The organism is Lacrimispora brassicae, assembly GCF_054772055.1.
Window position 1 is genome coordinate 13,293 of record NZ_BRYH01000015.1, and the last position, 19,989, is coordinate 33,281.

At 46.0% G+C, this 19,989-nt stretch carries 16 protein-coding genes; all 16 read right to left on the minus strand.

Annotated elements, in window-relative coordinates:
• Positions 1-54 precede the first annotated feature (54 nt).
• The 16 genes from ACYVD3_RS09085 to ACYVD3_RS09160 all read right to left on the minus strand — a co-directional run bounded on the left by ACYVD3_RS09085 (position 55) and on the right by ACYVD3_RS09160 (position 19,957).
• Positions 55-915, minus strand: coding sequence for a patatin-like phospholipase family protein (locus ACYVD3_RS09085; protein WP_460642195.1), 861 nt, complete (start codon positions 913-915; stop codon positions 55-57).
• 62 nt (positions 916-977) lie between these two features.
• Positions 978-2,753, minus strand: a complete 1,776-nt coding sequence (locus tag ACYVD3_RS09090; RefSeq protein ID WP_460642196.1) for an ABC transporter ATP-binding protein — start codon at positions 2,751-2,753, stop codon at positions 978-980.
• Positions 2,729-4,471 carry an ABC transporter ATP-binding protein gene (locus ACYVD3_RS09095; RefSeq protein WP_460642197.1) on the minus strand — a complete coding sequence of 581 codons (1,743 nt, stop codon included), beginning with the start codon at positions 4,469-4,471 and terminating at the stop codon, positions 2,729-2,731. The genes ACYVD3_RS09090 and ACYVD3_RS09095 overlap by 25 nt, the downstream gene beginning before the upstream one ends.
• A 482-nt stretch (positions 4,472-4,953) precedes the next feature.
• Positions 4,954-5,334 carry an MmcQ/YjbR family DNA-binding protein gene (locus ACYVD3_RS09100; protein WP_460642198.1) on the minus strand — a complete coding sequence of 127 codons (381 nt, stop codon included), beginning with the start codon at positions 5,332-5,334 and terminating at the stop codon, positions 4,954-4,956.
• A gap of 20 nt (positions 5,335-5,354) precedes the next feature.
• The gene (locus tag ACYVD3_RS09105) at positions 5,355-5,768 is read right to left on the minus strand and encodes a DUF3788 domain-containing protein (RefSeq protein WP_460642199.1); all 414 of its coding nucleotides are present in this window, start codon (positions 5,766-5,768) and stop codon (positions 5,355-5,357) included.
• Positions 5,769-5,849: 81 nt separating this feature from the next.
• Positions 5,850-6,539: a hypothetical protein gene (locus ACYVD3_RS09110; protein WP_460642200.1), complete on the minus strand. Its 690-nt coding sequence runs from the start codon at positions 6,537-6,539 to the stop codon at positions 5,850-5,852.
• A 53-nt stretch (positions 6,540-6,592) separates the two neighbouring features.
• Entirely contained in the window at positions 6,593-6,895 is a 303-nt protein-coding gene (locus ACYVD3_RS09115) for a hypothetical protein (RefSeq protein ID WP_460642201.1), read from the minus strand.
• A 208-nt stretch (positions 6,896-7,103) separates the two neighbouring features.
• Positions 7,104-7,541 carry an NUDIX hydrolase gene (locus tag ACYVD3_RS09120; protein ID WP_460642202.1) on the minus strand — a complete coding sequence of 146 codons (438 nt, stop codon included), beginning with the start codon at positions 7,539-7,541 and terminating at the stop codon, positions 7,104-7,106.
• 199 nt (positions 7,542-7,740) lie between these two features.
• A complete protein-coding gene (locus ACYVD3_RS09125) occupies positions 7,741-8,109 on the minus strand; it encodes a heavy-metal-associated domain-containing protein (RefSeq protein ID WP_460642203.1) in 369 nt (122 codons plus the stop codon).
• Between the two features lie 234 nt (positions 8,110-8,343).
• Entirely contained in the window at positions 8,344-11,373 is a 3,030-nt protein-coding gene (gene lacZ / locus ACYVD3_RS09130) for a beta-galactosidase, LacZ type (RefSeq protein WP_460642204.1), read from the minus strand.
• Positions 11,374-11,465: 92 nt separating this feature from the next.
• The gene (locus ACYVD3_RS09135; protein WP_460642205.1) at positions 11,466-12,299 is read right to left on the minus strand and encodes a carbohydrate ABC transporter permease; all 834 of its coding nucleotides are present in this window, start codon (positions 12,297-12,299) and stop codon (positions 11,466-11,468) included.
• Position 12,300: 1 nt separating this feature from the next.
• Entirely contained in the window at positions 12,301-13,194 is an 894-nt protein-coding gene (locus ACYVD3_RS09140; protein ID WP_460642206.1) for a carbohydrate ABC transporter permease, read from the minus strand.
• A 74-nt stretch (positions 13,195-13,268) separates the two neighbouring features.
• Entirely contained in the window at positions 13,269-14,645 is a 1,377-nt protein-coding gene (locus ACYVD3_RS09145; protein WP_460642207.1) for an ABC transporter substrate-binding protein, read from the minus strand.
• A gap of 202 nt (positions 14,646-14,847) precedes the next feature.
• A complete protein-coding gene (locus tag ACYVD3_RS09150; RefSeq protein WP_460642208.1) occupies positions 14,848-16,401 on the minus strand; it encodes a response regulator transcription factor in 1,554 nt (517 codons plus the stop codon).
• Positions 16,398-18,179 carry a sensor histidine kinase gene (locus tag ACYVD3_RS09155; RefSeq protein WP_460642209.1) on the minus strand — a complete coding sequence of 594 codons (1,782 nt, stop codon included), beginning with the start codon at positions 18,177-18,179 and terminating at the stop codon, positions 16,398-16,400. The genes ACYVD3_RS09150 and ACYVD3_RS09155 overlap by 4 nt, the downstream gene beginning before the upstream one ends.
• A gap of 77 nt (positions 18,180-18,256) precedes the next feature.
• Positions 18,257-19,957 carry a DUF2264 domain-containing protein gene (locus tag ACYVD3_RS09160; RefSeq protein WP_460642210.1) on the minus strand — a complete coding sequence of 567 codons (1,701 nt, stop codon included), beginning with the start codon at positions 19,955-19,957 and terminating at the stop codon, positions 18,257-18,259.
• Positions 19,958-19,989: the final 32 nt, after the last annotated feature.

The following is a 19,989-nucleotide window of genomic DNA, read 5'->3' on the forward strand; positions in this document are numbered from 1 at the left end:
TCGCTTTATTACCTGTTTTTCCAGGACATAAAGGCATGCCTCCATGGCATTTCCTTACTCTTCGATCTCCAGATACTCTTTCAGCTTTCCCATATGTTCTTCCGCCAGACGCCGTCCAGCCTCGTAAAGAGCCTCCAGCTTCCGCTTATCCTTTTCCGTCCTCTGTACCGTAACGTGCTTATCCGGACGGATGACATAGATTTTCCCCTCTTCTTCTAACCTGTCGATCTCATCCTGCATCCGGTTATACCGGTCCGGGACCTCCTTTAAGGCCTTCATAAACTCAGGCAGAGGGGCAAAATAGCGCTCATACCCTCTTTTCGTCCATTTGTCAAGCTGAGACTTCCGAAACCCGTGCTCTCTGGTGAGGACCACAACGATCTTATCATATCCCAAATCAATGGCTCTCTGGTATGCAACGGGCATGGAACAGCCTCCATCCAGATATTTTTTCCCTTTTACAGGGATCATGCCGGATAAAATAGGAATACTGCTGGAAGCCTTTACCGCACTGACAAAATCATCACAGGAACTCTTTTCAAAATATTCCGGTTTTCCTGTCTTACACCGGGTGGCAACCACCTCAAAGGTCTGCCTGGATTTCCAAAAAGTATCATAATCAAAGGGAACCAGCGTATCGCCCAATTCCCCAAACAGGAAATCAAAATTAAAAATAGAGCGGTTTTTTACCATATTCCGAAAGCTTAAAAACCGTTTGTCATTGACATAATCCAAATCCACTTTAATGGTCCGGCCGATCTGTTTGCTCACATAGCTCATGCCGCACATGGAACCGGCCGACACCCCATTTACATAGGACATTTCGATCCCCTGCTCCATGAACACATCCAAAACTCCGGCCGTAAATACGCCCCTTAGGGACCCCCCTTCTAAAACCAATGCTCCTTCTGTCATCTTTTATCACCTCGCCTTCTATTCTATTGCATTTCTCCTGCCCGGTCAATCCTTTTTCCAAACTAGGAGAACTGGCTTTGGTATAGTTTATAGTAGGCGCCCTTCTGCTCCATCAGCTCTTTATGGCTTCCTGACTCCATGATATTTCCCTGATCAATGACAAAAATGCGGTCCGCCTTGCGGATCGTAGAAAGGCGGTGGGCAATGACAAAGGAAGTTCTGCCCTGTAAAAGAACATCGATCCCCTTCTGCACCAGAAGCTCGGTGTGGGTATCAATGCTGGAGGTAGCCTCATCAAGGATCAAAATCCCAGGCCTTGACACCATGGTCCTGGCAAAGGCCAGAAGCTGCCTCTGGCCGATGGAGAGTCCTGATCCCCTCTCACTGATCACCGTATCGTATCCGTTTTCCAGCTTCATAATAAATTCATGGGCATTGACTGCTTTGGCCGCTTCTGTGACCTCAGCCTCAGATGCCTCCAAACGTCCGTATTTGATGTTATCCCGTATGGTCCCTGAGAACAGGAAATTGTCCTGAGTCATGATCCCCATCTGGCTTCTTAAGCTTTTTAAGGTCACCTCTTTGATTTCATGGCCGTCAATGAGAACCTTTCCTGCGGTGGTTTCATAAAAACGGCTGATCAGGTTCACGATAGTAGTTTTCCCCGCGCCCGTAGGTCCTACCAGGGCGATGGTCTCTCCCGGATTAACGGAAAAATTCACATCATCCAGGATCAGACGGTCTGGCTCATCCCCGTAAGCAAAGGACACATGTTCAAAGACCACCTCTCCCTTAAGCTCAGGCAATGGCACAGCTCCTTCCTGATCCGTGATTTCCGCTTCCGTATCAATGATATCAAAAATACGTTCCGCAGCCGAAATGTTGGTGGTCAGCTTATTGTAAAAGTTGGCCAGGTTCCGGATAGGGCTCCAAAACATGGCGATGTAGGTGGAGAACGCAAGAAATGTACCGATTCCGATTTTCTCTACTCCAACGATCCTGATTCCGATGAAATACAGCAGGAAGCCACCCAGTCCCCAGGTGATGTCTACCAGGGGGCCGAAGCCGTCCGCCACAATGACCGCATCGAGAAAGGATTTATAATGCTGGTTTACCAGATCATGAAATACCTCTTTTGTCTCCGGCTCCGCAGCAAAGCTCTGTATGATCCTGATGCCGGATAAATCTTCATGAACATAAGCGTTTAAATTTGATGTCTTTTTCCGGTAAATCTGCCACCTTCTATGAACAGTCGTTTCGATCAAAAACATGCCCACCGCCAATATGGGAAGGGTCAGCAATGCCGCCATTGCCAGGCGATAGTTCTTTATCAGCATAATGACCGCCACACAGGTGACCGTAAGTAAGTCCGGTATCAACTGGGTCACGCTGTCTGACAGCACGTCTTTTAATGAATTCACATCTCCGATAATCCTTGCAAGCACCTTTCCCGTAGGCCGGCTGTCAAAAAATCCAAATCCCAGGGTCTGAATGTGCTCATAAAGCTCTTCCCTGATATTTAAAAGCACCCGGTTGGATACATCTGCCATAAGGCGCATTCGCATTTTAGTGCCGGCAAGAAACAGAAGAAACAGCACCGTTGCCCCGGAACCCAGCCATATAAGACCGGCCATATCCTTCTGAGCTACGCAGGTATTGATGGCATATTCCATCATAAGGGGCGCCGACATGCTGATGGCTATGGTTCCTGCCATGATAAATAGAACCATGACGATCTGCTTTTTAAAATCCAGTAAATACCGGTACAGACGAAGCAGGGTATCCTTCTTGAATACTTCCTTCTGATCTTCATCTATTCTGCTTGAATTGACTGCCATTTTATCTCCTCCTCTCCATATTGTACCTGATAGGTTTTATAATATTGCCCCCGCTTTTCCATAAGCTCCTCATGGGTCCCCCGTTCCACGATCCGTCCACCATCCAGAATCAGGATCTCATCGGCACGGCGCACCGCTGAAATGCGGTGAGCGATAATGATTTTCGAGCTGTCCTTCAGCTCTGTAAGCTGGGTCTCGATCTCCTTCTCCGTCTCCATGTCAAGAGCCGAGGTGGAGTCATCAAGGATCAAAAGAGGTGTTCTTTTCGCAATGGCTCTGGCAATGCTGATCCTCTGCTTCTGTCCCCCGGAAAGGCCGACTCCCCGCTCCCCGATTACCGTATCATACTGCTCTGTAAGCTTCTGGATAAAACCGTGAGCTCCTGCCGTAATGGACGCCTGCTGCACGCCTTCCCATTCTGTAGCATCTTTATTTCCTGTCTTAATGTTTTCCGTAATGCTGTCTGAAAAGAGGAATACATCCTGCATGACCACCGATACCTGCCCTCTGAGAAGGGATAAAGGCAGATCCTTTACATTGATCCCGTCTAAAAGGATCTCTCCCTTTGTTGCGTCATAGAAACGCTCGATCAAATTGACAATGGAGCTTTTTCCGGAACCGGTCACACCCATGATGCCCAGTGTCTTCCCCTTTGTTACGGTAAAATCAATGCCCCTTAAAATACTTTTCCCATCCAGCTCAAAGTCCACATGGCTGAAGGTCAGATCCCCCTGGATCATTTCCGGCTGCACCGGGTTTTCAGGATTGCAGATGACCGGCTGCTCTTCCATGATTTTTTTGATCTTCTTGTTGGAGGCCACAGCGGCTGCAATGTCGTTGCTGAGCCAGCCAACCATTTCCATGGGCCAGATTATGTTATTGGCATACTCGGAAAATGCTCCCAAATCTCCTAAGGTCATCTTATCGTTAATGACCAGAATACCTCCCACAACAATGACCGCCATTAAAAGCACCTTTGATAAAAAAGAGATGTTGGGCTGGTAGCGGACGATGAGTCTGGCCTGTTTCATATTCAGATCATAATACCGTTTGTTGTGCTTCCTGAATTTTTCAATTTCATAATCTTCTCTTGCAAAGGCCTTTACCGTCCGGACCCCTGCCAGGTTCTCCTGGGCCACCGTATTCAATTCAGCGGTCTGCTCGCTGATCTTATCATAAACCTCTCCCAGTCCGTTTTCCATTTTGACCGCATACCAGGCGATCAGAGGGAGGATCATCAGCGGAATCAAGGTAAGACTGGGGCTTAACCGGAACATACAGACGATCACGATGACCGTGTGAATAGAACATTCCAAAATCAGCATTCCTACAAATCCGAAGGCATTCCAGATGCGTTCTGCATCATCCTTGATCCTGGCCATCAGCTCCCCTGTGTTATGGTTGTCAAAATATCCCATGGACAAGGTCTGGATATGGTCAAATAAATCCTTCCTCAAACTGCATCCGATCCCTGATGCTGCATAGTCAAAAATATACTCCTTTGTGTATTGAAGCACCCCTCTTCCAAGTCCAATTCCCAAAAGCCCTAAAAGCAGCCTCATGAGAATCTCCATCTGTCCCCCAACAATGACATCATCAATAATATACTTTGTGATCTGGGGAGCCGCTGCATCCAAAAGGATGCTGACAACCATGGCCACAAGTGCCAAGACATACAGAAAACTGTACTTCTTTCCATACTTCCATAGATTTTTCATACTTTTCCTCCTTTACCTGTTGCAAGCATGAATGGGCAAACTGCCCGTTTATGTAAAAAAAAACCGAAAAAGACAGCATAGAGCGGCCTTTTTCGGTAAATATCAAAAAAATAACCGCAGTTCATCCAGACTGCGGTTAAAAACTCATAGAAGCAGCTCCTGATTAGAGCCGTCACTTATCCCATGACAATATTATCATGAGATTCTATCTTCCTGAGGCAGACTGAATTCATATAAAATAATTTCGCTATTCCATTTATTCCAGTGGTATAATAGTTACGTTTCATCGAATCTGCCTCCTTTCTTAGAATTATTGGTATTTAGTGTACAATTACTAGAATACTGCCAATTCTTTTTTTTGTCAAGCAATTAATCGTTTTTATTTTCCAGCCCTTTCCATGGCAGGTCTAAAAACAAACCTTTTGCCGTTTCGATCTCTTCCTCTTTACGAATTATTTTATTTAAAGCTTTATGCTCATGGCTTAAGCCTTTTCCAAAATATTTTCTCCCAGCAATTCTTTTTGTTTCTTTTTTGTCAGCCCGGTCAAAACCAGATAATAGGACTTTTCCAGCAGGTCCTTTACCAGATCATCCGGCACGTTCCCATCTGCTTTTATGGAATTCCAATGAACCTTGTTCATATAATAGCCTGGTAAGATATCCTCATATTGCTGCCTTAAAAACTCTCCTTCTGCCGGCTCCAGCTTTAATGTGATCAACTGCTCCCTGCCCTGATCATCCCTGCACACCGCAACAAACATCTTATCGCCAAGAAGATATCTTGTCCAATTCCATTCCTCCTTGAAATCACTGGATACCCCCTTCATTGATTTCAAATATTCATCAATCCAATGATACCTCATACATCTCCTCCCTTTTTTAATTACTTTTTATTTGGCCTTCTTTTTATCCTTAAAAGCCGCATCATGTCATCAAACAACGATTGATCCTTTATGATAAACATCACCCATTTTCCGTCATGATAGGTGGTTGATTCATCGTATGCCTTTTGGACCTCCGGGGTATAGTCTTCCCGTTCCTGTTCAAAGGCTTCCCGTTCTGCCTTTCCCAGAATCACCAGAAATCCAAAGCAGACTTCTCTGGCATACAAAGCGCAAAGGGTTTTCCCGCTTCTGCGGTATTTGTACTCATATTTCCACGCCTTGCCGCCGCTGTTCCACTGGCATTCCATGTCATACTTCTCTTCAATTCTTTTACAAAGGCTTTTCCATGATTCAGATAATGTTTCTCCCATCAGTGATGTCATTTCCTCTTGTGAGGGTATAATTTCCATCATAGTTTCCCTCCTTTTTTCCGGTATAATACCATCCCAAATATAACAATAGTTCACAATGTATAACTGTTAAAAACGCTTATACTATTCATTATCTAAGTTAATACCAAAACGATAGGGGCATACCGTGCGGCACGAAAAACACTTGATTTCAAATTTTCTGTCTACTATTACAAAAAATTTGGAGCATCCTTTTTTATCGAACGAAGCGAGGTCATCCAATGCTCCCGAAGGGCAGGTTTCAACGCATTTGTTACAGCTATCACAAATGGTATATTGAGCTTTTTGATCTGGAATCAGGTTGGCATTGGTAAGAACAGCACTAAGCCAAAGAAGATTGCCATACTCGGGATTTGTAAGCAAATAATTTTTGCCGATAACACCAAGCCCCGCGAGTTCTGCAGCGTGTTTCAGAGAAATGTATCCGAATTGCTCTTTTCTCCCATCACCATCCACCCATTTACCGCCCGAAGCGCTGATAGCTTTTGACTTATAACCATCGGCCTTAATTCGTTTTGCCACTTTTTTTGCCATGTCAGTCATTTTTGTAAGCATTGCATTACGGCTTGCTGTATATTGGGCTGTATTGTTTAAGACTTCCTGTGGAAATGCGGCACCCAAAACGATGACGGAATAGCATTCCGGGAGTACATCTGTGGGTTTAAACCCGTCCGGCGCTAAAACGAAATCTTTTGAAGCAGCTATGCCAACTACACTTGCTCCCATATTTCGTCCATATTCTTTTACTATCTCACTGTTTAGCTCAGTCGCCATTTTATTCCCACCCCCGTTTGCAAACATAAACTCTATCTATTTATTTAGCCAAATTAGTAGCTTTTTTCAACAGAATAGAACTGACTTTTAAGGCTATTGGGGTCTATGAAAGAATAAAACTTTTGAGCGATAGGATTCGTATCACCATCATCGTTCTCAGCATTTTGGGCGTCATCCAATGTTTCCCAAGTTACTAAGTCGACCCACGTATCGCCATCAACAAGTACCTTCCAAGAAATAAAGCCCTTTTTCTTAGATAAAACCTCATTATGCGTCTTTTCTGACGCAAGTAGGAAATCTGGTACAGATGCTCCTTCTATAAGTTTATAAGATATAAACCAAACTGCATTAGGCATAATAATATGTCCCCTTTCAATTTTATGATTTATTGTATCACACATAATACGACAACAGTATGTCACTGTTAAGGAACACCCCCAAAGAAAATCAAATCATCCCCCCCTGTTATTGACCAGGCGGTGGGTATGTCCTTTGAGACACCAGTGGCATAATCCGAACTGTACAGCTTCCTCCCCGCCATCAATCAGCATTTCCTTCCGGTCATTAGAAAACAGAGCGGATAACCTTATCCATCAATGCCGGCAGAATCTCTGGATATGTCAGGGAATCCGGCATCTCATCATACAGCCGTATCATTTCCATCTCATAGCCGGGAGGCATTTCTCCCAGTTCTTTGACCTGGCTGTAAAACAGCATGCCAAATGATTCCTTTGAATCCCCCTCTTTTTCGTCAAGATCCTGAACCGAATATGCACAGATCTGTTTCAGGGTATATTCTGCGGCTCCTGTCTCCTCATAAAGCTCCCGTCTGGCGGCAGCCACAATATCCTCACCCTTTTCCCGGTGCCCTCCCGGAAATTCCAAGGTATTTCGGTCCCTGTGCTTGCAAAATATCCATTGATTCCGGTACCGGGAAACAATGACTGCAAAATCCAGCAAATGATCCTCTACGGAATCATAAAAAGTAATTTTTATCATCATGCTCCTCCTATATGCTATCAACTTATCATGTATGAAAGGGAAAAACAATCTAATTTTTCCAAATAACTGCCAGTTTCATAAACAACAAAAAACAACAGACAATCATGATCTTGTAACAAAACCACCTTTGTCTGCCGTTTCCTTCGAGCATGTTCTATTTCTTACAAATTCCCGCTGCATCTCTTTAGCAAAATAACCATCAATGCACTTCTTTCATATTCCCAGGGGTGTATCCTGCCTTTCTTACGATCTCTTTCAGCTCCTCCTCCGGTACCTGCTTTTTCATATGGATCACTGCCAGTTTTTTCTTCAGATCCACAGAAGCATACAGCCCTTCCCGGTCATTGAACCCATTCTCCACCCTCATTTTACAATTACTGCAGGTCATACCCTCTACTTCCAAGGTACGGGTATAAGGATAATGGGAAATATCTTTATCAGTCACCTTAATATTCTTCACTTCACCGCCGCCGCTTCCACAACAGCCATATTTTGTCCTCTTTATGGTGCTTCTCAATCCAAAATAGCAGATAATGATCAAAATTACGCAAATAATTGCAGTAGACATCCCGTTTCCTCCTCTATTCTTTTCCTTCCGGTTTTTCGGCTTTCCATCTGTTTTCTGCAATCTGTTTTGCAGTTAGCTGCCTTCTGCCGGTTCAATCCTATTATAGTACAAACTCGTGAAAATGGGAGACGATTTCCTGATTATTTTTATCAACAGCTCCTGATTTCCCTCCAGGGAACATAAAAAGCGGCAGACCATAAGAGTTTTTCCACTCCGCCAATCTGCCGCTTTCACTTACGATCTTCTTTCAATAATAAATTCTGTTATAAGCTCTTTTTCTCCACTTACGGAATACTCCGGATAAACCGGTGCTCCCCAACTGTCATCTCCGCCTACGCCTCTCATAGCGCCTAAAATATTCACCACCGTATATCTTGGAAGCGGAAGTTCTTCCCTATGTGTGGCAGATTCCAGTTCCTCCGCCGTATAGGGAAGTACGGAAGCATCAAAAGCCTGGCCGGCTGCGCGGAAACCGATGGAATGGCCGGCTGCATCCGATACTTTGAGCCAGCGGACTCCGGTCCTGTTGCCGCACTCCTGAGGTACCAGATAACGGGAAAGGTTGTTTTCAGGCGTATCCTCAAAGATTCCCAGCTTCGCCCCTTCATTCCTGTCCCAGTAATTTTCCTCCGGGCCTCTTCCATACCAGACAAACTTTTTAGCTGCCTCCGGTGTGATGAGCCTCATGCCAAAAGCAGGAAGTTCCGGCAGCCCCTTTTGCCCCCGAAATACAGCCCTTACGTGAATGGCCCCGTTTCCATCCACTTCATAGGAGACCATTGTTTCGGCCCTGGGAACCGTGGAAAGACCATAGGTATAGGTTACCTTTATGCTTCCTTCCTTTTCTTCCACCATACAATTCTCACTGCTGTAATAAGGAAATCTGCCGGCCCCATACCACACGGAGCTGGTTACGGAAAATTTATTTCCCTTATCATTATCCGTCGTTGCCCTCCAGTACACAGGCATCACCGGCCTTTTGACCCATTCCTTTCCATCATAAACCAGGGAAACGATGCTGCCTTCCTGTCTGGAAAACAATACCTGGAATCCATCTCCCGTAACTCCGATGTTCACATCTCCATGAATCACCCTTAAAGGCTTTTCACACCATGATTCCTGCTGCCCTTCCACCGCTGTGACAGCTTCACCAAAGGCGATCTCAAAGCCGGAATCTGCCCATAAGGTATCATTTTTAAGAAGAGCCGAAACCTGGCGGACATATTCTCCCGGCTCTGTAAAATCCGGCATAGGAATGGCTTCGTATCCAGTTTCCAAAGGCTTTACCGATGTGTAAAAGCTCTTTTCATAAACTGGTTCCCCGTCCTTTAAAACCGAATACACAAACTCAAGATCAGAGGTATCGGTAAATAACCTTCTATTTTCTATGGACACGCCTTTTAAGTCAGGAATCAGGCGGATATCCTGATACAGGTATTTTACCTCCTGAGCCTTTGGAGAAACAGTCCTGTCTGCATAAACAATCCCGTTTCCGCAGAAGTTGTAATCCGTGGGCCTGTCGCCGAAGTCCCCTCCATAGGTCATATGCTCTATGCCGTATGCATCCTTCTTCATCAGAGACTGGTCAATATAATCCCAGATAAACCCGCCCTGGTACATGTCATACTTATCTTCCAGATCAGTATATTTTTTCATGCCTCCAAGGGAATTGCCCATGGCGTGCATATATTCACATAGGATAAACGGCTTCTCGGGATCCATCTCTAAATATTCCGCTACATCCAAAGGCTTGGCATACATCCGGCTTTCCATGTCGCTGGTCCGGTCAAATTCCCGGTTCCAGAATACGCCCTCATAATGGACCAGCCTGGAGGGGTCCCTCTCCTTAAAAAACTCCGACATTGCCAGAATGTCCTCTCCTGCATAGGACTCATTGCCGCAGGACCAGATCAGGACACTGGGATGATTTTTATCCCGTTCCACCATGGACCGTGCCCGATCCACCACGCAGTCCTTCCACTCCGGAAGGCTTCCGGGTACATTCCAGGAAGGTTCACAGGCTCCCATCTTCTGCCAGGAACCATGGCTTTCTAAATTTGCCTCATCAATGAGATAGATCCCATATTCGTCACAAAGCTCATACCATAAGCTCTGATCCGGATAATGGCAGGTTCTGACCGCATTGATATTGTGGCGCTTCATAAACCGGATGTCCCACATCATGTCCTCTTTTGTAATGGAACGGCCTCTTCTCACATTAAATTCATGACGGTTGATCCCCCGAAACACCACTCTCTTTCCATTTAAACACATCAAACGGTCTTTCAACTCAAAACAGCGGAAGCCCACCTTCTGAGGAATGATCTCCTTCACATTTCCCTGTTCATCAAATACAGTGATGGTTAGCTCATACCGGTAAGGGTCCTCCCCGCTCCATAAGCGGACATTAGGAATGCGGCAGGAGAATTCCACCTGTTTTCCTGATGGAATGGATTCCCAGGATGCTGCCGTCTCTCCTTCCCTGTCCTTTAATACGGCACAGACCTTTCCCCTGGTTTCCCCGGTAAGAGTCAGTTCCGCCCGGAACAGGCCATCCCGGTAATCCTCTGATACATCTCCGTGGATGAATAAGTCCTCCACATGGCATTTTGGAACCGCATATAAATACACATCCCGGAAAATCCCGGAAAACCGGAAGAAATCCTGATCTTCGATCCAGCTTGCGCTGCTTCTTTTATACACCTCCACCGCAAGGCGGTTGGAGCCTGAAAGAACAGCATGGGTGATCTCAAACTCAGAGGGTGTAAAGGAATCTTCCGAATACCCGATAAAGGTCCCGTTCAGCCAGACATAAAAGGCCGTTTCCACTCCCTGAAAGGACAGGAACAGCCGTTTTTCCTTTAGCGGCTCCTCCAGTTGAAATTCTCTGACATAGCTTCCCACCGGATTATTCTGGCTGTCAGTATAGGGTGGCCTGATGTCAGCCAGGCCATCCCATGGGTACATGGTATTGATATACTGGCAGCCGCCGTATCCCTGAAGCTCCATATGTCCCGGAACCTCTATGGTGCCAAAGCTGTCTAAGCTAAAATCTCTTTCGTAGAAATGCTCTTTCCGAGCCCCGGGATTTTCCCCATAGGAAAATTTCCAAGTGCCGTTTAAGGACTGGCGCAGTCCCATGACTCCCCTTAAAGCTTCCCCTTCTGTCTCATAATAGCAGTGATCGGAATGAGCAGCCAGCCGGTTCACCGTGAAGACCCGGGGATCCTCCAGCCATTCCAGTTTTGCGGTTTTCTGTTCCATTGAAAGAAACCTCCTTCTATAAATACTCTAGGTCCATTATAAGCGACTGTGATTCAAGAATCCATTGCATATTTTACGATTTTATGTATCTTTTATTCCTTTACTGCCCCAGAGGCAATTCCTGCCAGAATGTATTTCTGGAAAAAGATATAGATCAGGATGGTTGGGAGCATGATGATGATGATACCGGCCGCCAGCTTCTGCCAGGACCCCTGCTGGGCATTGGCATAATTCATCAAAAAGGTAGTCAGGGTCCGCAGCCTGTTCTTTGGCATATACAGGTATGGGATGTACATGTCATTGATAATGGTAATGGCCTTGATGATGATCACCGTAGCCGTGGCAGGCGCCAGCAAGGGGAAAATGATCCTTGTAAACAGGCCGAAATAGGAACAGCCATCCAAAAGAGCGCTTTCATCAAGAGATACCGGAAGGGTAGAGATAAACTGCCGGTAAATGTAAAGCTGCATCAGGTCCGACGCCACATAAATCACAATAGGCGCCCCAAGGGTGTTGTAAAGCCCCATGCTGTTTATAATCTTAAATCTGGCAATTTCCGTTACAAAGCTGGGGATCAGCATGCCCAGGAAGAAAAGGCTCATGATCACCTTCTTAAGCTTAAACTCAAAACGTTCCAGAATAAACGCGGTAATGGTGCCAAACAGCACATTAAACAGAATGCTGACTGCCAGTATGATGCCCGTATTCTTGAAGCCGATCAACAGATACTTGTCTCCCAGCACTTTTTTAAAGTTCAAAAAGGTGATTCTATCCATGGGCGGGAGAAGCAGGGGGGATATGTTTACCATATCCGCCTTTGTCTTAAACGCTGCAAACAGAGTCAAAGCAATAGGCGCCAGAACGATCAGGACCATGCCCATGCAGATGATCTGTTTGAAGCCTTGTTCCATTGTACGTGTTTTCATCTTATTTTTCTCCCCCTTTCAGAATGATTCCGTGAATGATCTTGTTCTGGACCAGATAAATGACAACGATCATGACCATAATAGCCACCGCCATGGTGGAAGCAAGGCCAAAGTTGCTGTATTTAAAGGCCGTATCAATGGTGTAAAGGGTAAAGGTGGAAGAAGCATACCCCGGCCCTCCGCTGGTCATGACATAAGGAATGTCAAATACCTGAAGGGCGCCTCGGATGTTGTCGAAAAGGACAAAATCCACCATAAGCATAATGGCTGGTATCTGAACGTACCGGAACATCTGCCATGCATTGGCCCCATCCACTCTGGCCGCTTCCTGTACATCCTGGGGAAGAGACTGGAGGGCTGCCATAAAGAGGATGACATGATATCCGGAGAACCTCCACAAAGAAACAAAGGTCAGGACAAAATTGACGATTTTAGGGTCTGACAGCCAGTTCCTGATCAGGCTTTCCATATGAAATACAGTCAATATCTCATCAAATGCTCCGTTAATAGGAGAAAAGAAATAGGAAAAAGCATAGGAAATGGCGACTCCGTTGATGATATATGGCATAAAAACCATGGTCTTATAAAATTTTGCCGCCCTGAGCCTGGAGGTCAAAAGAACAGCGAACATCAGCTCAATAGGGATGAATAGAAGATGTCCGAAAAAATATACCGCATTGTTTCGGAGGGACAGCCATAAGTCCTTATTGCGGAACATGACAGTGTAATTACCAAAACCAATGGCATCGTAGGTCTTGGAATATCCATCCCAGTTTGTAAAGCTCATGCGGATCAAGTCAAAGGCCGGTAACACCACAAAGCCAATGAGCAATGCTATCGGAACGACGAGGGAACATACAATAAACCTTTTTTTCTGTTTTTCCAGTGAATTCATAGAAGCCTCCTGATATAAGTCCTTGGAGGAAAAGGGGACAGGATTCCATCACCCTGCCCCCTTTTCCATTCTGTTTATTTAATTCCCAGCTTGGTTCTGGCCTGTGCCCATTTTGTATTGAGCCCATCCAGTTCCGCCTTAAGATCAAAACCGTTAGTAAACATCTGGGATCCCAGCTTCTTATAATCAAATGCGATCTCGTTCTGGATCGCCTGGAAGTCGTCTCCGCCGCCGTCATACATTACCAGTTCCTTATCCGGCTGCTGCTCATCCGACTGGGCCAGGATAGGATCTTTCTCTTTGGGGAAGTTCTTCATGGAGGAAGCACTGGTCACATAGTTGATGTATCCCGGATACCAGTCTTCGCTGTAGAACCATTCTACAAAAGCCTTTGCCAGCTCCGGATTCTTGCTGTGAGTGGTCACTCCCATAAAAGAATCACCCTGTACAATAACGCGGAAGGGATCGTCTTTTGAATCTCTTACCGGAAGATAAAAGGTACCCAGTTCTGAAACATCGTCCGTACCGTTTTGAATGTTCTGTAAGCCCCAGTCTCCAAGAGCAATGATGGCCGCCTTTTTCTGGGTAAACAAAGAGGTTACCTGGTCATTGCCCATGCCCAGAGGATCTTTGCCGAACACAGCCTTGGTGAATAAACTGTTTACCTTATTGTACGCTTTGTTGATGTCCGTTCCATCTGCAAAGGGAGCGTCTGACTTTGCCATGTCGTTCCAGTTCTGTCCATTGCCGCCCTGAAGTGCCGGCATAAATTCCATAAAGGGATAATCCGGCCATTCGTCCTTGGCTCCAAGAGCGATTGCCATGAAATCCGGGTCATTTTTCCCGTAATGATCCTGAAGGGTCTGAGCTGCCTTTTCAAAGTCCTCCCAAGTGGTGGGAACCTCTACACCGGCTTCCTTAAACATGTCCTTCCAGTAATAAACGTATTCATAGCCCGCTGTCAGGGGAACTCCCAGAACCTTGCCATCCATAGCATACCCGGAGGCAAGCTCGTTGTTTTTCGCTGCTTCCAGATCGGACAAATCCACCAGGTAATCCTTAAATCTGGATAAGGTAAATGGTTTGTTAAACATCACATCCGGAAGCTGGTTTGCCGAGGTTCTCATCTTCATGGCATTCCAGTATTCGGAATCATCCTTGATCTTTTCTACTTCAATTTCAGCATTGGGATATTTCTCCTGGAATTTCCCAATCATATCATTTTCATCAATGTAATCCATCAGGTTATTGTCCCAGATGGCAAATACCAGACTTCCTTCCAGGTCTTCCTTTGCCCCTGTTTTTCCTGCTTCTGTAGAAGCCTCATCCTGACCTTTGGCCGTGGTCTCCTCCTTTTGGGTTTCCACCGTTCCCTTTGATGGGGAACATCCGGCTACAGTTCCCATTGCCATTGCTGCACAAAGTCCCAAAACCAACACTCGTTTTCTCATTGCTGTAATACCTCCCTTGTTTTGATGATATTATATTATGAAAACAAAAAGATGCTTTCATAATCAAATGGACGGCAGTAAAAAGCACTGCCTTTTATCAGAAATCCGAAAAGTGAAAAGTGATTTCTGATAACTATATTATCATTTCAAAACAACCTTCTCCATGAGATATGGTTTGAAAACTTGATGTTTTGTCAGGTCTTCATTTCCGGTACCCTCCCGGGCTCACTCCGCACAGCTTTTTAAACACCCTGGTGAAATGTTCCACGCTGTTATAGCCAACATTCTGACTGATTTCATAAATTTTAAAATCCGTTGTTTCCATCAGCTCCCTTGCCTTTCGAATGCGGACCTCAGTCAGATAATTGCTGAAGGTCATTCCCTCTTCTTTTGTAAATCTGGTGCTGAAATATTTTTCATTAAGGCCAACAAAGCCTGCCACGCTTCCCAGTGTCAGTTCCGGATTGGCATAATTGTCCATAATGAACCTCTTTGCCCGGATCATCATATCCGCCTGCCTCCGGTCCGTCTGATGGGCATTATAGTCCATGATCCAGCGGAAAAAATTATTCAACCATAATTCCAGGCTTCTCATTTCATCCAAACGGCCGATCTTCACATAATAATTGACCTCTTCCACAAACAGGGCGGTAATATCATCATGGTTATCCGAAAGCTGCCAGGCCACGCTGCAGATGATACGGAGGCAGACCCCTTTGGCAGCCTTTAGTTCCAGTTTATAAAGGTCGGAAAAAAGCCGTTTCTTTTCCGACCATACGGCCAGTTCATCGCCTACCATCAGTCCCTTTAAAAGCCGTTCATACTCCTGTTCTGTCTGCCGGACCTCCTCAAAGGAAACCACATCCCTTTCCCATGGATCGCAGATTTTTGCTTTTCCTTTTAAGTACTTAAGTCTTAGCCGCTCCCCGGCCTCTTCAAACCGGTTTAAGAAATCCTTTGACCCATTTCCCGGACTGCTGATCCCTGCGGACACGGAAAGATTCATAAAATGCTTCCATACATTGCATAACTGTCTGCAGGCGGAAACCGAATTTTCCATGTACTGCCCCGGATCGGTTATACGGTACAACATAATATAACGGGAAGGCGCCACTGCTCCAAGAATGCACCGGGAGGCCACCCTGGGGATCTGGCCGGCCAGTTCTAACATGGGCTTTATCAGCTCTTCTTCAAAATCCTCTCCAAACCGGGCCGACACCTTATGGAAATCCTCTATTTCAAACTGTATCACCAGATATTCCTGCTGAAAAAAGGATTCCTCCAGGGACCGTTTTCCCACGGCCATGTCCGCAAGAAGAGAAGAATCCGGGATTGTTGAGACCGGGTCCTTCTCTCCTCCTGTTTCTCCTCCGTGATTTTGAAAGACCTCCTCATCCATGCGTTTCAACATGGATCCAAGGGTCTCCTCTGTTAATCCGGCCTTTAAAAGGTAATCACTGGCCCCCAGGCGGAAGGCATCCCGAACCAGCTTAAAATCGTCATAGCCGCTTAAAACCAGTACTGCAGGCATGGTTTTTAACCGGTTCAATTCCTCCAAAAGGCCGATGCCATCCATAACCGGCATTTTCATATCGGTGATCACCAGATCCACCGGATGATTCTTTATATATTCCAATGCCTGCTGACCATGAATGGCATCGGCGGCAATATGATACCCCATCTCCTCCCAATTGATCAGAGAACGCAGGGTGATCCGGACAATGGTATCATCGTCAACGATCAGGACATTTCTCATTGGTTTTCCGGCTCCTTTCTTCTTATAGGTATACGGATGAAGGTTTTTGTGAACTGTCCCTCCACGCTTTCCATTTCAAATATACAGCTTTGTCCGTAATTCAGGGCCAGCCTGGTTTTCACATTGGTGATCCCGATGCTCACATAATCCTTTTGCCCTTTCTTTTTCTCTTCTCCGCTCATGATCCGGCGTATTTCTTCCTCGGACATCCCTTTTCCGTTATCCCGGATCTCAATAGAAAGAAAACCGCCTTCCTCATGGGCCGTCAGCCAGAGCTTTCCCATTTCATCCATCAGACCGCTGAAGCCATGGACAATGGAATTTTCCACCACAGGCTGCAGAATAAGCCGGGGAACCAGGCAGGAAAGACAGGCTTCCTCTATGTCATAGTTTATCTCGAATCCGTCGGAATAACGGATTTTCATCAGATAGATATAGCTGTCTAAAATCTCCAGTTCTTCTTTAAAGGAATAAAATCCCCCATTGCTCCGGAAGGAACAGGACAATATCTTAATGAGCGCTTCCGCCATACGGGCAATGGACTCATATTTTGACATCTGGGCAATAAACCGGATAGAGTTTAAGGAGTTCACCAGAAAATGAGGGTTGATCTGAGACTGCAGCGCCCTGATTTCCGCCTCATGCTTTTTTTGCTGCTGCTCCTCATTTTCCTGCATCAAATGTTTCAGCCGTCTTGTCATGCGGTTAAAGGAATGGATCATTAAGCGCAGCTCCGGCTGCCCTCTTGGCTCCACCTGAACCAGAAGATCCCCCTCTTCCACCCGTTTCATGCCTTCAACCGTTTGGTGGATGGGGTCAATGATGCTTTTTAAAAAATAGCTGGAAAAACGGTAAAACAGCGCAAACAGAATGATCGTAACCGCCACAATGACAGCCGCTGTCTGGTTAAATTTTCTTGTTAAGGTCTCATATGCCACCACACTGATGATCTTAAGGCCTGTCACCGGCTCTTCGGTCACCACACCCATATATTGTCTGCCGTTTGCCCGGTACCGAAACTTTGGCTGATCCATGGAAATGTACCAGGGCAAAAGGTCCATGGTATCTTCTGCGTCAAAAATAACATTTCCTGACTTATCCGTGATCATGGTGGATCCCAGAACCTGTTCCTTATTATAATCCTTTATCATCCACCCGGTCTGGGAGGATGTAAACAGCGCCGTCATCTCTATGACCCCGTCCCGGTCCACATCAATTCCGGGAGACAGGCCTGCTGCAATGGTCAGGGTATAGGCATTTCTTCTGGAATTGGTCACACTGCGGTCATAAAAGCCCACCTTTACCACGTTAGGCTCTGCCAAAGCTTCCTGATACCAGGCGGAGGCTTTCAATTCTTCCCTGTCAAGGGTAATGTCATCCTTCATGTAGGTATGATCTCCGTCTTTCATATAAAATACGGCAGACAGGATGTCCTGCACCGGAACCATGGCATAATGAAAGGATTCGGTCAGGATCTTGGTATAACGGTATTTTTCAGCCACATCTTTTGTATTGGTTTTTGCTGCGTTTTTTATGACTTCATTGTCATTGACATATACGAAATGGGACAAACGGAGGGACACATCCTTTACCTCGCCTCCCAGGGCAGATGCAATGTTGTCCTGGGCACGCCGGATGTTGGAAACTGCAGAATCCACCATCATGGTGCGGATAATGAGGATGGACAGTAAGATAATAAAAAGAATGGGGATGACAATGAGGGCGAAAAAGCTGTTATAATAAGAAGCCTTTAAATTCTGCTTTTTATTCATCCACATCTTCTTTCGCCCTCCTCACTGCCATCGGTTCCTGAACCTATTATACAGCGAAAAAGTATTAAAATCAACGTATCATCTTAGAATACAAAACTCTCCACCTTTGTCTCCAGCCGCACGGTTTCCCCTTTTTTAATACCATAGGAAACCGCCGGTATGGAACCGTTGGGATAAAGCACATTGGTATTGGGATCAGCCTCGATCACCATGCCTGCTGCCTCCGGGCCTTCCCCTGATACAGTACAGCCCTGATTTTTATGAGATATGGAAGCAGTGCTTCCCTCTGCCTTCTGTTTATACCCTTCCGTAAATTTTTCCATGGAAAAGCCGCAGTCATAGGCAGTGCAGTCATACTGGCTGCGGATCTCATGGATCCTTAAATGTCCGTACTCTTTTGGAATGACCGTTGATGTGACGTTGATTCCGGGAAACGGATGCCATGTGCTGACCACCTTGTCAGGAAAGACCTCATAGGAATCACTGTATTTCCGGACAAACACGTAATCATCCCCGTCAATGACAAAAGCCAGGGAGGAATCCGGAGCATTTTCATGAAGCACGATCTGGCTTCTTGCAACGGAAAAGCCAAACCGGGTGGAATAAGCAAACTTGGAGTATTTCTCCGGTACATGGCCATGCCCGTATTTTTCACATACTCCTGCCGGATAGGCCACCACATCCTTACCATGACGGTGCATCACCATGTCCGCCTGCTTTATCATTTTTACCGGATCCAGCCTTGGCAGTTCTTCCGCTTTTGCAGTCCAGAAGGGATGGTCATCAGGAAGTCCCAGACATAAAAGAATCTTCATCCCCCAGTATGGGGACCCCGGGGCATTGTACCGCTCCGCCATGATCAGGTTCGGATATCCGTATCCAATGGTCAACACGCCGTCACGGTCAAAGATCTTCTGGTCCAGCCACCAGTTTAAGTGGCGTGATATCATTCCCTTTACAACTCCTGGGGATATATCCTCAAGCCCTGCAAATACATAAGCAGACCAGAACGCCGCTTCTCCAAAGCGGTAAGATAAGCTTCTTCCGTAAGGAAGGGCAGCCCCGTTTTCATCAAACCAGTATAGGAAATCCCCGGCAAACCGCTTTGCCCGCTCCTTAAACTTAAGACACCGTTCCGGTTCCTCCTCCTCCATTGCCACCGCATACAGCAGCCCATAGTAATGAAGGGCAAAGGAAATGTAATAATCCTTCTGGCTGGATGCCCCATCCCGGTACCAGCCATCCCCAATGTAATAGCTTTCGATTTTTTCAAGGCCAAAAGCCAACCGTTCCTCACTGTACCGGCAGCCCAGCTTTTTTAAGGCAACGTTTACCAGGATCATGAAAAACTGCCAGTTGCAGTCAGGTATGATGTATTCATTGATCCCGTAAAGCCATTTTGCCAGGTTTTCCTTTCCTTCTTCACTTAAAGGCTCCCACAATTTTTCCGGGGTAAAAATCAGGCCGCTTGCTATGGCTGCCATCTCCACAAACCGCTGGTCATAATCCTGAAACCCGCCCCAATATTCCCAGTGAGAGGGGTCCGTTCCGCTTGTAAGGCCTTTTTGGTAAATCTCCTCAAATCCCTTGCCTCCCCCCAGCCACAAGGGCACCAAGGCCCACAAGGGCCGGGAAAAGGCTTCCATCTCTATGCTCACCTTTGGATATGTTACCCCGCTGTCTCCAAGAGAAAGCCTGGCGCATCCTTCACTGTACAATGGCTTTAAAGGGTCTAACACCTGGAACATCCATTTCTGGAAATCCTGCTTTGTTTCAAGTTTCATCTATATTCGCCTCTTTTCGAATTATTTCGATT